Genomic DNA, 14,700 nt, shown 5'->3' with positions numbered 1-14,700 from the left:
GGTGAAGATCAGTACGTTGATCTTCACAATCGCCGGTATTACCTGTCTGGAAGATTTGAGCAGCGCTTGCGGTACAACGCCGGCGTCAGGCCGTAGGCGCGCATGAACCAACGGCCCAGATGGCTCTGATCGGCAAAGCCCAATGTCATCGCCACAGCCGCCGGTTGCTCACCACGGGCCAGCATCCGCCGCGCCGTGGCCAGGCGCAATTGCACCAGATACGCGTGAGGCGCCATGCCATAGGCAGCCTTGAACGCGCGGGTCAGGCGGAAGCGGTCGACGCCGGTGATGGCCGCCAGTTGATCGAGGCCGATGTCGTATTGCGCGTTGGCATGCAGGTATTCCCGGGCTTTCTGCGCCACCCGTGGCAGACGCGGATCCTGGCCGTCACGGGCGCGCCAGTGCAAGTGGCTGGTGAGGCGTTCGAGCAATCCGTCGAGGGCGGTCTGGCGGACGATCTTCAGTTCACCGCGATGCAGGGTTTCAAACGCCAGGCTGGTGGCCTGGGCCAGACGCGCATCGCTGGCCAGGGTGGCGGCGAAGCTCAGCTGGCTGTTGTCGGGGGCGTGATCGAATACGGCGCCGAGTTCGCGCTGCAACCACTGCGGGTCGAGGTACAGCATGCGGTAGGTAAAGCCGTCGGCGGTCGGCGCTTCGCCGTCATGGATGTCACCGGGTTCCAGCAGAAATACCTTGCCCGGCGTGCTCTGGTGCCTGGCCCGTCGGCAATTGAATTGCTGCACCCCTTGCTCGGTGACGCCCACCAGATAGCTGTCATGCCAGTGCGGGTCATAGGCGTGGCCTTCGAAATGCGCGCGCAGGGTCTCGATGCCGGTGTCGGCATCCTGGGCCAGGTCGATCCAGTTGTGAGCGCTCATGGGGCACCTGCGAAACGGTTTGCCGGGCTATTTAACGCCTTGACCGAGGGCCATGCCTAGAACGTTTGTGCAGTCATCAGCCGAACAGGCCGGCGGCGATGTTGATCGAGAACCCGAGAATGGCAGTGTTGAACACAAAACCGATCAACGACTGCGCCAGCACGATCTTGCGCATGTCCCGGGTGGCGACGCCGACATCCGAGGTTTGCACCGCCACGCCGATGGTGAACGAGAAGTACAGGAAGTCCCAGTAGTTGGGCGTCGTCAGACCTTCGGCAAAGCGCAGCGCCGGCTCCTTGCCGTCCCAGATGTAATAGAGGCGGGCGTAATGCAGGCTGAAGATCACCCCGATCAGCAGCCATGAACCGATGACGGTCAGCGCGGTGAAGCCGTAATGCAAAAGCTTGCGTGTGGTTTCCAGGTCTTTGCTGCCGGCCAGTTCGAAGGTGATCGTCGCCAGGCTGGCCAGTGCCGCAATGCACACCAGCGCCAGCACCAGCCCGGCGTTTTCGTCTTCGATTTCGGCGATGCGTTTCACGTCAGGCGCTTTCGAACGCACGGTGAGCCAGAGCATCCGCAGCAGGTAGATCCAGACGCCGGCATTCCAGCCGATGAGGACCTTGCTGATGGGCGAATCGGCCGGAACCAGAATGCCCACCGCGATGCCCAGGAGGATGGCGGCGGACAGGCGAGGGTGGGTGCGGGGGAGGAGGGACATGGAGACTCGACGGGTTGGGGCTGTGCAATCACCTTAGCCCAGGTGACCACAATCTTGAAATCACTGAGGCCTCCTGTGGGAGCGAGCTTGCTCGCGATGGCTGTGTGTCAGTCGACGATGATGTTGACTGATAGTCCGCTATCGCGAGCAAGCTCGCTCCCACAGGGATTGGTGTTTGGTCAGGTAGTTTTGTGGCGCTTGCGCACCAGCCTCATCACCACCACAAAAAACACCGGTACGAACACCACGGCCAGCGTCGCCGTGATCATCCCGCCGATCACCCCGGTGCCGATGGCCTGCTGGCTCGCCGAACTGGCTCCGGTCGCGATCGCCAGCGGCACCACGCCAAGGATGAACGCCAGGGAGGTCATGACAATCGGCCGCAACCGCAGGCGTGCCGCTTGCAGGGTGGCGTCGATCAGGTCGTGGCCTTCGTCGTACAGGCTCTTGGCGAACTCGATGATCAGGATCGCGTTCTTCGCCGACAGGCCGATGATGGTGATCAGCCCGACTTTGAAGAACACGTCGTTGGGCATCCCGCGCAAGGTCACGGCCAGCACCGCGCCGAGCACACCCAGCGGCACCACCAGCAGCACCGAGGTCGGGATCGACCAGCTCTCGTACAACGCTGCCAGGCACAGGAACACGATCAGCAGCGACAGCCCCAGCAGGATCGGCGCCTGACTGCCGGACAAACGTTCCTGCAACGACAACCCGGTCCATTCCTGGCCCAGGCCTGCCGGGCCTTGCGCCACCAAGCGCTCGATCTCGGCCATGGCCTCACCGGTGCTGTGGCCCGGGGTCGGTTCACCGGAAATGCTGATCGCCGGGTAGCCGTTGTAGCGGGTCAACTGCGCCGGGCCCTGAGTCCACCTGGCCTGCACGAAGGCCGACAAGGGCACCATTTTTTCGTGGGTGTTGCGCACGTGGATCTTCAGCAGGTCTTCCACCTGGCTGCGCTGGTCGCCCTCGGCCTGCACCACCACGCGCTGCATCCGCCCCTGATTGGGAAAGTCGTTGATGTAGGCCGAGCCCACGGCCGTGGACAGCACGTTGCCGACGTCGGCAAAGGACACCCCCAGCGCGTTGGCCTGTTTGCGGTCGACCACCAGTTGCACCTGCGGTGCCTCGGCCAGGGCGCTTTCGCGCACGTTCATCAGGATCGGGCTTTTTTCGGCGGCCGCGAGTAACTCGGTGCGGGCTTCCATCAACCGCTCATGGCCAAGACCACCGCGATCCTGCAGGCGGAACTCGAATCCGCTGGACGTACCCAGGCCATCCACGGGCGGCGGCAGCACGGCAAACGTCACCGCATCCTTGATCTGGCTGAGGGCGACGTTGGCCCGGTCGGCAATAGAACCGGCCGAATCGTCGCTACCCCGCTCGGACCAGTCTTTGAGCGTGCTGAACGCCAGCGCCGCATTCTGCCCGCTGCCGGAGAAGCTGAAACCGAGAATCACCACGCTGTCGCGAATGCCCGGTTCACCGGCGTTGTGCGCTTCAACCTGCTCGGCCACCTGCACCGTGCGATTCTTGCTTGCACCCGGAGGCAACTGGATGTCGGTGATGGTGTAGCCCTGGTCTTCCACCGGCAGGAACGAGGAGGGCAGACGACTGAAGGCCAGGCCCAGACCGATCAGCAGCACGCCGTAGATCAGCAGGTAGCGCCCGGTGCGTTTCAACGCGTAGGCCACCCAGCCCTGATAACGGTCGGTCAGTTGCTCGAAGCGGCGGTTGAACCAGCCGAAGAACCCGGTCTTTTCATGGTGCTCGCCTTTGGCAATCGGCTTGAGCAAAGTCGCGCAAAGAGCCGGGGTCAAGGTCAGGGCGAGGAATGCCGAGAACAGGATCGAGGTGGCCATCGACAGCGAGAACTGCTGGTAAATCACCCCGACCGAGCCCTGCATGAACGCCATCGGAATGAACACCGCGACCAGCACCAGGGTGATGCCGATGATGGCCCCGGTGATCTGCTGCATGGCCTTGCGCGTGGCTTCCTTGGGCGACAGGCCCTCGGTGGCCATGATGCGCTCGACGTTCTCCACCACCACGATGGCGTCGTCCACCAGAATGCCGATGGCCAGCACCATACCGAACATGGTCAGCACGTTGATCGAAAACCCCAGCGCCAGCATCGTCGCAAAGGTGCCCATCAGCGCCACCGGCACCACCAGCGTCGGAATCAGCGTGTAGCGGATGTTCTGCAGGAACAGGAACATCACCGCGAACACCAGCAGCATCGCCTCAAAGAGGGTGTAGACCACCTTGGTGATCGAAACCTTGACGAAAGGCGAGGTGTCGTACGGGATCGAGTACTCGACGTTCGCCGGGAAATAGCGCTTGAGTTCGTCCATCTTCGCCCGCACCAGGGTCGCGGTGTTCAGCGCGTTGGCACCGGGCGACAGTTGCACGGCGACAGCGGTGGACGGCTTGCCGTTGAGGCGCGTGGAAAACTGGTATTCCTGGCTACCGATCTCGACCCGCGCCACATCGCTGATGCGCACGGTCGAGCCGTCCGGGTTGGCCTTGAGGACGATGTCGGCAAACTCTTCGGGGGTCGACAACTGGCCCTTGACCAGAATGGTCGCGGTGATTTCCTGGGTGGTACGGGTCGGCAGATCGCCGATGCTGCCCGCCGACACCTGGGCGTTTTGCGCGACGATGGCGGTGTTGACGTCCGCCGGCGTCAGGTTGAAGGCGAGCAGTTTCTGCGGGTCGATCCAGATCCGCATCGCCCGTTCGGCGCCGTACAGCTGCGCCTTGCCGACGCCGTCCAGACGTTTGACCTCGTTCATCACGTTGCGCGCCAGGTAATCGCTGAGCGCTACGTCGTCGAGTTTGCCGTCGCTGGAGGTCAGGGTGATCAACAGCAGGAAACCGGAGGAGACTTTCTCCACCTGCAAACCTTGCTGGATGACCGCTTGCGGCAGGCGTGACTCCACGGCTTTCAGCCGGTTCTGCACATCCACCTGGGCCAGTTCCGGGTTGGTGCCCGGTTGGAAGGTGGCCTTGACGGTGGCGCTGCCCAGGCTGCTCTGGGATTCGAAATACAACAGGTGATCGGCGCCGTTGAGCTCTTCCTCGATCAGGCTGACCACGCTCTCGTCCACGGTTTGCGCCGAAGCGCCCGGATACACGGCGTAGATTTCGATTTGTGGCGGCGCAACATCCGGGTATTGCGCCACCGGCAGTTGCGGAATGGCCAGCGCACCGGCCAGCAGGATGAACAGGGCAACCACCCAGGCGAACACCGGGCGGTCGATAAAGAACTGCGGCATAAAAAAGCGTCCTGCTTACTGACCAGTCGCCTGGGCAAGGGGAAGAGGGGTGTCGTCGATCTGCACTTTCTCGCCGGGGCGGGCGTGCTGCAGGCCCTCGATGACGATGCGGTCGCCTGCCTTCAGGCCGCCGGTGACGATCCAGCGATCGTTCTGCACGGCGCCCAGTTCGACCGGTTGCTGCCCGACCCGCTGTTCGGCGTCGAGCAGCAGCACCTGGGCGATGCCGGCGCTGTCGCGCTGGATGGCCCGTTGCGGCACGCTGATACCCTGCTGGTTGACCGCTTGTTCCAGGCGTACGCGCACGAAGCTGCCGGGCAGCAAGTCGAGGTCGGGGTTGGGGAACTCGCTGCGCAGGATGATCTGGCCGGTGCCCGGGTCGACGGTGATGTCGCTGAACAGCATTTTGCCCGGCAGCGGGTAGAGGCTGCCGTCATCCTGAATCAGCGTGGCCTTGGCCTGATCCTGGCCGACCTGCTGCAACTGGCCGGAACGGAAGGCGCGGCGCAGTTCGTTGAGTTCGCGGGTGGACTGGGTCAGGTCGGCATGAATCGGGTTCAATTGCTGAATCAGCGCCAGCGGCGTGGTTTCGTTCTGCCCGACCAGTGCGCCTTCGGTGACCAGCGCGCGACCGATACGCCCGGAAATCGGTGCGGTGACGGTGGCGTAACCGAGGTTCAACCGGGCGCGTTCCACCGCAGCCTTGTTGCCGGCGACGTCGGCGGCGGCCTGCAGTGCGTTGGCCCGGGCGTTGTCGTAGTCCTGGCCGCTGATGGCCTTGTCGTCGATCAACCGGGCGTAGCGCTGTTCCTGCAATCTGGCCTGGAACGCATTGGCTTCGGCTTTGCGCAACGCCGCTTCGGCGCTGTCCAGGTCAGCCTTGAACGGCGCCGGGTCGATGCGGAACAACACATCGCCCTGTTTCACATCATTGCCTTCACGGAAGGTGCGCTGCAAGACCACGCCAGCCACGCGGGCACGCACTTCGGCCATGCGCGGCGCGGCAATCCGCCCGCTCAGTTCGCTGCTGATGGTCAGTGGCCGCGCTTCGATGGTTTCGATGCGAACCGTGGCCAGTGGCGCCTGTTCCTCGGCATTCGAGGACTTGTCACACGCGCCCAGTGTCAACGCCAGTGCAATCAGGCTGAGCCTGGCAAGCAGATTCTTCGACATGTAATACCCCAATAAAGACCCCAGCATCCTACTGGGCGACGGCGAGAGTAGCGGTGAAGCTTTGTTGGTGCTGTGTGAAATTGTGTAAGGGTTTTACTCAGAGACGAGTGAGGGCGTATATCCTTCAGTCCTTGATTTCTATTGCACCAGATAGATTGCTATCGCGAGCAAGCTCGCTCCCACAGGGATTTGATGTGAACACAAATGTTGTGAACACCACCGACCACTGTGGGAGCGAGCTTGCTCGCGATGGCGGCGTATCTGGCGCCACAGCTCTTTCTGGAAACACCCCATGCCCAACATCCTCCTGGTCGAAGACGACACCGCCCTCGCCGAACTGATTGCCAGCTACCTGGAACGCAACGGTTATTCCGTCAGCGTGATCGGTCGCGGTGACCATGTGCGCGAACGTGCGCGGCTCAATCCGCCGGACCTGGTGATCCTCGACCTGATGCTGCCCGGCCTCGACGGCCTGCAAGTCTGTCGCCTGCTGCGCGCCGATTCGGCGACCTTGCCGATCCTGATGCTCACCGCCCGCGACGACAGCCACGACCAGGTCCTGGGCCTGGAAATGGGGGCCGACGACTACGTCACCAAACCCTGCGAGCCGCGGGTGCTGCTGGCCCGGGTGCGGACCTTGCTGCGCCGCAGCAGCCTCAGCGAGCCGCAGACCGCCAACGACCGCATTCTGATGGGCAACCTGTGCATCGACTTGTCCGAGCGCACCGTGACCTGGCGCGAGCAGTTGGTCGAGCTGTCCAGCGGCGAGTACAACCTGCTGGTAGTGCTGGCCCGGCATGCCGGTGAAGTGCTGAGCCGCGACCAGATCCTGCAACGCCTGCGCGGTATCGAATTCAACGGCACCGACCGTTCGGTGGACGTGGCGATTTCCAAGCTGCGACGCAAGTTCGACGACCACGCCGGCGAGGCGCGCAAGATCAAGACCGTGTGGGGCAAGGGTTACCTGTTCAGTCGATCCGAGTGGGAATGCTGAGCCGATGTTCAGAATCCTCTTTCGTTTGTACCTGGTGACCATCGTCTCTTTCAGCGCGGCGATCTATCTGGTGCCGGACCTGGTGGTCAAGGTGTTCCAGGAGCGCTTTGTCACCTACAACCTCGATTACTCGCGAGGGCTGCAAACGCTGATCGTCAAACAGTTCCACGGGGTCCCGGCCGAACAGTGGCCGACCCTGGCCGCTGAAATGGACAAGGACTTCTCTCCTCTGCACATCGTGCTCAGCAGCAATGACGACAGCAGCCTGACGCCTGATGAACAGCAGCGCTTGCGCCGCGGCGAGAACGTCGTGCGCGTGGGCGACTGGGGCTGGCGCACGCTGGCGGTCGCGCCGCTGAATGAGCGCACCGTGGTGCAAATGGTCGTGCCACCGGATCCGCTGGACGTCAACCTGTTGTACTGGAGCATCAACGTCCTGATCGGCGCGACCATGCTCGCGTGCCTGTTGCTGTGGCTGCGCCCGCACTGGCGTGATCTGGAGCGCCTCAAGGGCGCGGCCGAACGCTTTGGCAAGGGCCACCTGGGCGAGCGCACGCAAATCTCCCCGAGTTCCAACATCGGCAGCCTGGCCAGTGTGTTCGACACCATGGCCGGCGACATCGAGAACCTGCTCAACCAGCAGCGGGACTTGCTCAATGCGGTGTCCCACGAGTTGCGCACGCCGCTGACGCGCCTGGATTTCGGCCTGGCGCTGGCCCTGTCCGACGACTTGCCGGCGGCCAGCCGCGAGCGCCTGCAAAGCCTGGTGGCGCACATTCGGGAACTCGATGAGCTGGTACTGGAGCTGCTGTCCTACAGTCGCCTGCAAAACCCGGCGCGTCTGCCGGAGCAGGTCGAAGTGTCGCTGGATGAATTCATCGACAGCATTCTCGGCAGCGTCGACGAGGAAATGGAGTCCCCGGAAATCGTCATCGACGTGCTGCTCCACGGCCAGTTCGAACGCTTCAGCCTGGACCCACGCCTGACCGCCCGCGCCTTGCAAAACCTGCTGCGCAACGCCATGCGCTACTGCGAGAAACGTATTCAGATCGGTGTGCAGGTCTATGCCAGCGGCTGTGAAATCTGGGTCGACGATGACGGCATCGGCATTCCGGACGACGAGCGCGAGCGGATCTTCGAACCCTTCTACCGCCTCGACCGCAGCCGCGACCGCGCCACGGGTGGGTTTGGTCTGGGGCTGGCGATCAGCCGCCGGGCGTTGGAAGCACAGGGAGGCACGCTGACGGTGGAAGCCTCGCCGCTGGGCGGGGCGCGGTTTCGCTTGTGGTTGCCGGCTTCGGCCTGACGCGCTTCGCAGGCGCTGCCGCAGCGCCTGCGTTGAGCCAGGGTTTCTCAGGTACTGAGGCGACTACGCAACAGCTTCGCCATCTCCTCCAGATCCACCATCGGCTGATGCCCGATCAGCATCCAGGCGTGTTCCATGTCAGCCCAATACACGATATTCAGCTCGCGTCGCTGTTCCCGGGCGAAATGGCGGCTGCCGCTGTTGGAGCGGGTAACGCACAGCGCCATGGGGCCGTGCGCCGGATCGAGGTAGGTGATCTGGGCGATGGGCGCACCGTCGTACTCAAGGATTTGCGCGCGCTTGAACTCGGCACGGGGCAGGCTCAGTTTTGCCGGCGCGAGGTTGAGGCCAAGACGCGCATCGATGGTGCGCAGTTGTGCCCGTTGGGCGGCTTCATCGCCGGGCAGGTGATCCAGGGTTTCCGGCACGTAGAGCGCCATGTAATCGGCCACCAGGCCGCGCCAGTTGTGTGTCTGCTGGCTCGCTTGCCAGCCGAGGAACAAACGGTCCGCCAGTACGCCACCGGCCAGCAACCCGGCCGCGGCGGCGAGGAACCAGCGTCGATTGAGCCCGGGGCGGGCGGGTGAGGGCAGCGTGGCGAGCATGGCTTGCAGGCGATCCACCGGAGCCTGTCGGGCCAGCTCATCATAGGCTTCCTTGAACGGCAGGCTGCTGCGATCCAACCATTGCAGGCGCAGGCCGAGCATCGGGTCGGCATTGATGGCCGCGTCGATGCGCGCGCGCTGCTCGGTATCGAGTTGGTTGTCGAGGTAAGCCACCAGTTGTTCGTCCGAGGGTATCGTGTTCATCAATGTTCTCCTCGGTTAGGGGTGGGCACCGTGTGCAACGGTGGGTATTCGGCCAGTTTCGCCCGAGCGGCGGCCAGGCGACTCATGACCGTGCCGATGGGTACTTGCAGCACCTCGGCGACTTCGCGGTAGGACAAGCCTTCGACGTAGGCGAGAAACACCGTTTCGCGCTGGGCCTCGGGCAAGGCATCGACGCGGCGGATGACCTGTGCCGCCAATACATGGGTCTGGGCCACGGATTCACCATCGAACGACAAGGCCTGATCGGCGTCTACCTGGCCCTGACCCTGGCGCACCCGCCGGGCACGGACTTCATTGAGCCAGATCGAATGCAGAATGCTCAGCAGCCAGTGGTCCATGCGTGTTCCCGACACGTATTGCCCGGCCCGTTCCAGCGCCCGCACGCAGGTGGCTTGCACCAGGTCATCGGCGACATGCCGTTGCCGGGACAACAGCAGGCCGTAGCGCCATAAACGCGCCAGATGCTGGTTCAGTTCCGTTCGTATTGCCTGATCGCTGGCGATGGCGACCTCCGTCCGCTCGGGTTGTCAGGTTTTCGATGAGCCATTGATGGCTTCGACCAGGTCCTGGTACTCCTCGCATTGAGTACTGCCACAGATGGATTCGATCTGCCGCAGTTGCTCCTGTGCAAGATCCAGTCGGCCTTTGATCACATAGGCCTCGCCGAGGTACTCGCGGACCTGCGCATATTGCGGGTCGAGTTTCACCGATTGCAGGTAATAGCCGATGCCTTCGTCGGTACGTCCCAGTTTACGCGTGGCGTAGCCGCGATAGTTCAACGCTTTTGCGGTATTTGGCTGTTTCAGCGTATCGAGCAGGGCCAGGGCTTCTTCGTAACGCCCGTCCTTGGCCAGTCGATAGGCATAGTTGGTGCGGTCTTCGTCCGGCACCAGGCTGCTGGTCTGCCGCACGCAACGCTTGGATTTGCTGTCGAACACCTGACCTTTTGGGCAGTTGGGCCTGATGGGCGCGTCGTCGTCCCCGCCACCACCGTTGGCCAGGGCGAGGGAGCCGGACAACGCAACGCTCAGCAACAGTGGGGGCATCAGGACAGCAAAGCGAATATTCATGGGCGTTGCTCCACAGATTCATGGGTTTCGGATCAGGTCGCGCCTCGCCAGATGCAGCGCATGGGTGATGTGATGAGAACACCGCAGCAGGAGCAATTATTCGTTACGTACTGGCGGTGATTTCAAGGAAAGCTCATAGCGCAGCGTTGTGTGCGCTGAAGATCCCTGTGGGGGCGGTATCAGCCCAACAGACGTATCGGAGCGCCCGTCGACCAGGCCTGAACATCCTCGATCATTTGCGAGAAAAACAGCTGGTAGTTCTGCTGACTCACGTACCCGACATGGGGCGTCGCCAATACATTGTCCAGGGTCCGGAACGGATGGTGGGCGGGCAGCGGCTCCTGCTCGAAGACATCCAGGGCGGCGCCGGCCAGCCGTTGTTTCTGCAGCGCCTTGATCAGTGCCGCTTCATCGACAATGGGACCGCGAGCGGTGTTCACCAGCAACGCCGTGGGTTTCATCCAGCCAAGGGCTTGTGCGTCCACCAGACCGCGACTGCGCTCGCTGAGCACCAGGTGCACCGACAGCACGTCGGCCTGTTCGAACAGTTCCTGCTTGCTGACACAGGTCACACCGACCTGGGCCGCACGTTCGGCGGTGAGATTTTCACTCCAGGCGATGACGCGCATGCCGAACACCTGACCGAACTGCGCGACACGCTGGCCGATGCTGCCCAGACCGAGGATGGCCAGTGTCTTGCCATGCAGGTCGCCACCCAGGCCTTGTTGCCATTGGCCGGCGCGCAGGGCATTGGCTTCGACCACCAGGTTGCGGGTCGCGGCCATGATCAGCGCCCAGGTCAGTTCCGGCGCGGCATGTTTGTAGCTGTCGGTGCCGCTGACCGAAATGCCCAGCGCAGCGGCGGCTTTCAGGTCCAGGGCGGCATTGCGCATGCCGCCGGTCACCAGCAGTTTGAGTTTCGGCAGGCGGCGCAGCAGGTCTTCATCGAAACGGGTGCGCTCGCGCATCACGCAGATCACCTCGAACCCGGCCAGGCGCTCGGCCAGGGTCTGGTTGTCGGCGGGGTAGTCATGGAGAAAACTCACCTGGCCGACGCTGTCCAGCGCCGACCAGTCCACCACATCCCGCGCCACATCCTGCCAATCATCAAGCACTGCAATCTGCACAGGCATCAGCCTTTCCTCTTCAACGTACGGGGTTGGTCTTGTTCAGCCAGGCGAGCAGGGCCTGGTGGAATTGTGCCGGTTCTTCCATCTGTGGCGCATGGCCCATGCCAGGGAATTCGACCAGCGTGGACTGGGGTATCAACCTGGCCACTTGTTTGCCGAGGACGTCGTAGTGCCCGATCTTCGCCTTGACCTCGGGCGGGGCGATGTCACTGCCGATGGCGGTGGTGTCGGACGTTCCGATCAACAGCAGGGTCGGCATCTTCAGGTTGTGGAATTCGTAGTACACCGGTTGGGTGAAGATCATGTCGTAGATCAGCGCCGAGTTCCACGCGACTTGCGTATGCCCCGGGCCTTTGTTCAGGCCGGCGAGCATGTCGACCCAGCGATCGAATTCCGGCTTCCAGCGACCGCCGTAATAGGTGGTGCGTTCGTAGTTGCGGATACCCTCGGCGCTGAGCTTGAGTTCGCGTTCATACCATTGGTCAACCGTGCGGTAGGGCACGCCGAGGGCTTTCCAGTCTTCCAGGCCGATGGGGTTGACCAGCGCCAGTTGCTCGACCTGTTCGGAGTATTGCAAGGCATAGCGAGTGGCGAGCATGCCGCCGGTGGAGTGCCCCAGCAGCGTGGCTTTCTGGATGCCCAGCGCCTTGAGCAATTGCTGGGTGTTCGTTGCCAGTTGCTGGAAGCTGTACTGATAGTGCGCTGGTTTGCTGGAGGTGCAGAAGCCGATCTGGTCCGGGGCGATGACCCGATAGCCGGCGTCGCTGAGGGCTTTGATCGAGCTGTCCCAGGTGGCGCCGCAGAAATTCTTGCCGTGCATCAGCACCACGCTGCGACCATTGGCCTTGCCGAGGGCAGCGACGTCCATGTAACCCATTTGCAGGGATTGGCCCTGGGATTCAAAAGCGAAGTGCTTGAGGGCGTAGGGGTAGTCGAAACCTTGCAACTCGGGGCCATATTCCGGTCCTTCGGCGTGGGCGATGACGGGCAGGGCGGCGGTCAGTAAAAGGCCGGGTAACCAGCGGGAAAAGGGGCGCGACATATGAGGGCTCCATGGTAAATCCGCCGATGCTGGATTGATTCGATTAGGGCGGCATTAAACACAGGCAACCGCCGCCCTTGATGGTTCAACCCATCCAGCCCAAAGTCGCCACGGCCAGCACGCCGTAGCGGGCACCTTTGGCCAGGGTGACGATCAGCAGGAAGCGCCCCAGTGGCTCGCGCATGACCCCGGCGACCAGCGTCAGCGGATCGCCGATCACCGGCAGCCAACTGAGCAGCAATGACCAATGGCCGTAGCGTTGGTAATGAAGCCGGGCTTTCTCCAGGTTTCGGGGGCTCACCGGAAACCAGCGTCGGTTTCGGAACCGCTCGATCCCGCGTCCCAGCCACCAGTTAAGCAGCGAGCCGAGAACGTTACCGAACGTTGCCACCGCCAGCAGTGCCCAGAGCCAATATCGATCGCTGAGCAGCAGTCCGACCAGCACCGCTTCGGATTGCAACGGCAGCAGCGTCGCGGCACCGAATGCCGCGAAAAACAGCCCGAGGTACGCGCCGGACATCAATGGGCGGGATAGTCCGCAACCACCACGTCAGTGCCGTCCTTTTTCAGGCCGATGACCTGGTAAGCATCGCTCATGCCGTCCATTTCCATGCCGGGCGAACCCATGGGCATGCCGGGGGCCGCGACGCCCAGCAGATCGTCGCGCTTGCTCAAGGCCAGGACCTGGTCGGCCGGGACATGACCTTCAACGAATTTGCCGTTGATCAACGCGGTGTGGCAAGACGCCAGGCGTGGCGCTACCCCGTGCTGTTGCTTGAACTCGCTCATGTTGGCTTCGACGTGGTCATCGACCTTGAAACCATTGGCCTCCAGGTGGGTGATCCATTTTTTGCAGCAACCACAATTGGCGTCGCGATGAACCTCGATCGGAATGAGGTCGGCGGCCTGGGCCAGGGAGGACATGAACAGGGCGCTCAGGGCGATCAGGCGCAGAGGGTTTCGCATGGGATTCGTCTCGGCTAACGGGCAAAAAAACGCATTCTGACCATTTTTTCCGGTCAGGCATTCAAGGTGTGTTTCGAATTGCTACAAAAATCCGCCGTTCGATGATGGTAGATCAATGCTGTCAGGTAGATGAGGGGCACATTACAAAATCGTCAGGATGGGCCAGGCAGGGAGGCGGCCCGTTGCGCTTATCGAACGGGCCGGCGAACCTTAGCGGTCGAGAAGTTTCATGACTTCTTCCGCGAAATCAACCGGGCTTTTCAGCGCGCGGATTCAGGCCGTTGAACCGCTGTCAGCGATGTGGGTAGTAACCTGGTCCGCCATGGTTGTCATAGTGATCGTGGTGCCAGCCCCCGTGGGGGAAAACAATGCATCCGCTCAGGGTCAGGATGGCCAGCAGGGGAATCAGCAATGTGATTCGACGCAACATTTGAAAGTCCTCATGGTTATCGCCGCAATGAAGCTAAAACTCTTCATCGGCTGTAACATGAGACCCCGCTTGTAGCCGCTTATCCCCGAAACAGGGTAAGCGCTTGGCATGGGCGTCGATACAAACCGGATACATTTTCAGATTCAGGAACCCGCAATGACTCAGTCGCAACGTTTGAAATACTCGATTCTGATCTCTCTGATGGTGCTGGGGATCATGTTTGGCCTTTCCTGGTTGCAGAACACCGGCGTCATCAGCGAAAAACTGTTCCAGTACATCGCCATTGGCGTGGCGGTGGTCGTGGTGGTCATCAATGGCGTGATGCGCCGCAAGGTCAAGCCCTGATCATTCGATCATCGGTTGCGCAGGATGGCAGCAGCCTGTGGATGCAGGCTGTAGCTCTTGTCGGGATTGAGGACAATCACGCCTTCACTGTACAAGCGCTTTAGCACTTCACGCACGCTGAGAAAGGACAGGGGAATATCCAGGTCCAGCAATTGGCTGTGCACGCCGCGCACGCCAAGGCTGCGGTCGTTTTCGGCGGCCGTCAGCAGGGCGTCGATGACTTTCAGGCGGATCAGACTGGTTCGAAGGCCAAAGCTTTTGAGCAGGATCCGGATCCGCTCGTTGCCGTGGCGTTCGATACGCGGCTCGAATACGCCGACTCCCATGGAAGTACCCTTTGGCGCGTTGCTACCGTCCGTTGGCAGTTGCGAGTTGTACATTGCAAAACTCCTTTCAGAGCCTGATCAGGAAAAAATGGGCGCTCTTACAAGTCTAGACGTATGAGCAGCCCGAATCATGAAGGCTCGAATGTAGAAAATTTGTCGCCGTCGCGTTATCAACCTGTCAGATCATGGGTCGTTGCGCAGTAAATCCCTAAAT

Annotated in this window: 16 protein-coding genes; 3 read left to right on the top strand and 13 right to left on the bottom strand. The window is 62.1% G+C overall.

Features of this window, described 5'->3' with window-relative positions; all coding sequences use genetic code 11:
• Positions 1-38: 38 nt before the first annotated feature.
• The 4 genes from AC3IP0_RS14725 to AC3IP0_RS14710 form a co-directional block, all read right to left on the bottom strand.
• Complete coding sequence (locus AC3IP0_RS14725; RefSeq protein ID WP_489315902.1) at positions 39-878, bottom strand: AraC family transcriptional regulator; 840 nt, start codon at positions 876-878, stop codon at positions 39-41.
• Positions 879-954: 76 nt separating this feature from the next.
• Complete coding sequence (locus AC3IP0_RS14720) at positions 955-1,596, bottom strand: DUF1345 domain-containing protein (RefSeq protein WP_489325084.1); 642 nt, start codon at positions 1,594-1,596, stop codon at positions 955-957.
• 179 nt (positions 1,597-1,775) lie between these two features.
• The gene (locus AC3IP0_RS14715) at positions 1,776-4,874 is read right to left on the bottom strand and encodes a multidrug efflux RND transporter permease subunit (protein ID WP_489325082.1); all 3,099 of its coding nucleotides are present in this window, start codon (positions 4,872-4,874) and stop codon (positions 1,776-1,778) included.
• A gap of 15 nt (positions 4,875-4,889) precedes the next feature.
• A complete protein-coding gene (locus AC3IP0_RS14710; protein ID WP_489315899.1) occupies positions 4,890-6,047 on the bottom strand; it encodes an efflux RND transporter periplasmic adaptor subunit in 1,158 nt (385 codons plus the stop codon).
• A 292-nt stretch (positions 6,048-6,339) separates the two neighbouring features.
• Here AC3IP0_RS14710 and AC3IP0_RS14705 point away from each other — a divergent pair, with 292 nt between their 5' ends.
• Complete coding sequence (locus tag AC3IP0_RS14705; RefSeq protein ID WP_007985461.1) at positions 6,340-7,041, top strand: response regulator; 702 nt, start codon at positions 6,340-6,342, stop codon at positions 7,039-7,041.
• 4 nt (positions 7,042-7,045) lie between these two features.
• A complete protein-coding gene (locus AC3IP0_RS14700) occupies positions 7,046-8,347 on the top strand; it encodes an ATP-binding protein (RefSeq protein ID WP_223444636.1) in 1,302 nt (433 codons plus the stop codon).
• Between the two features lie 47 nt (positions 8,348-8,394).
• On the opposite strand, the gene AC3IP0_RS14695 is transcribed toward AC3IP0_RS14700, so the two are convergent.
• From AC3IP0_RS14695 to AC3IP0_RS14660, 8 genes are all read right to left on the bottom strand, one after another.
• The gene (locus AC3IP0_RS14695; protein WP_489315898.1) at positions 8,395-9,156 is read right to left on the bottom strand and encodes an anti-sigma factor family protein; all 762 of its coding nucleotides are present in this window, start codon (positions 9,154-9,156) and stop codon (positions 8,395-8,397) included.
• Positions 9,156-9,638, bottom strand: a complete 483-nt coding sequence (locus AC3IP0_RS14690; RefSeq protein WP_489319779.1) for an RNA polymerase sigma factor — start codon at positions 9,636-9,638, stop codon at positions 9,156-9,158. Before AC3IP0_RS14690 ends, AC3IP0_RS14695 begins: the two co-directional genes overlap by 1 nt.
• Before the next feature lie 66 nt (positions 9,639-9,704).
• Positions 9,705-10,247, bottom strand: a complete 543-nt coding sequence (locus tag AC3IP0_RS14685) for a tetratricopeptide repeat protein (protein WP_489315897.1) — start codon at positions 10,245-10,247, stop codon at positions 9,705-9,707.
• Between the two features lie 179 nt (positions 10,248-10,426).
• Positions 10,427-11,380 carry a D-2-hydroxyacid dehydrogenase family protein gene (locus AC3IP0_RS14680; RefSeq protein ID WP_489325080.1) on the bottom strand — a complete coding sequence of 318 codons (954 nt, stop codon included), beginning with the start codon at positions 11,378-11,380 and terminating at the stop codon, positions 10,427-10,429.
• A 13-nt stretch (positions 11,381-11,393) separates the two neighbouring features.
• Positions 11,394-12,419 (bottom strand): alpha/beta fold hydrolase, encoded by a 1,026-nt coding sequence (locus tag AC3IP0_RS14675; protein ID WP_489315895.1) that lies wholly within the window; start codon positions 12,417-12,419, stop codon positions 11,394-11,396.
• Positions 12,420-12,504: 85 nt separating this feature from the next.
• Positions 12,505-12,939, bottom strand: a complete 435-nt coding sequence (locus AC3IP0_RS14670; protein WP_489315894.1) for a YqaA family protein — start codon at positions 12,937-12,939, stop codon at positions 12,505-12,507.
• Complete coding sequence (locus tag AC3IP0_RS14665; RefSeq protein WP_489315893.1) at positions 12,939-13,385, bottom strand: DUF411 domain-containing protein; 447 nt, start codon at positions 13,383-13,385, stop codon at positions 12,939-12,941. The genes AC3IP0_RS14670 and AC3IP0_RS14665 overlap by 1 nt, the downstream gene beginning before the upstream one ends.
• Positions 13,386-13,677: 292 nt before the next feature.
• Entirely contained in the window at positions 13,678-13,815 is a 138-nt protein-coding gene (locus tag AC3IP0_RS14660; protein WP_223444620.1) for a hypothetical protein, read from the bottom strand.
• A gap of 156 nt (positions 13,816-13,971) precedes the next feature.
• Between AC3IP0_RS14660 and AC3IP0_RS14655 the strand changes: the two genes are divergently transcribed.
• Positions 13,972-14,160, top strand: coding sequence for a hypothetical protein (locus AC3IP0_RS14655; RefSeq protein ID WP_489315892.1), 189 nt, complete (start codon positions 13,972-13,974; stop codon positions 14,158-14,160).
• An 8-nt stretch (positions 14,161-14,168) separates the two neighbouring features.
• Here AC3IP0_RS14655 and AC3IP0_RS14650 read toward each other — a convergent pair whose 3' ends face one another.
• Positions 14,169-14,540 carry a fe2+ zn2+ uptake regulation protein gene (locus AC3IP0_RS14650; RefSeq protein ID WP_489315891.1) on the bottom strand — a complete coding sequence of 124 codons (372 nt, stop codon included), beginning with the start codon at positions 14,538-14,540 and terminating at the stop codon, positions 14,169-14,171.
• Between the last annotated feature and the right edge of the window lie 160 nt (positions 14,541-14,700).

The organism is Pseudomonas sp. GL_103, assembly GCF_057835175.1.
Note: the sequence above shows the minus strand (reverse complement) of the source record. Positions and strands in the feature narration are given on the sequence as shown.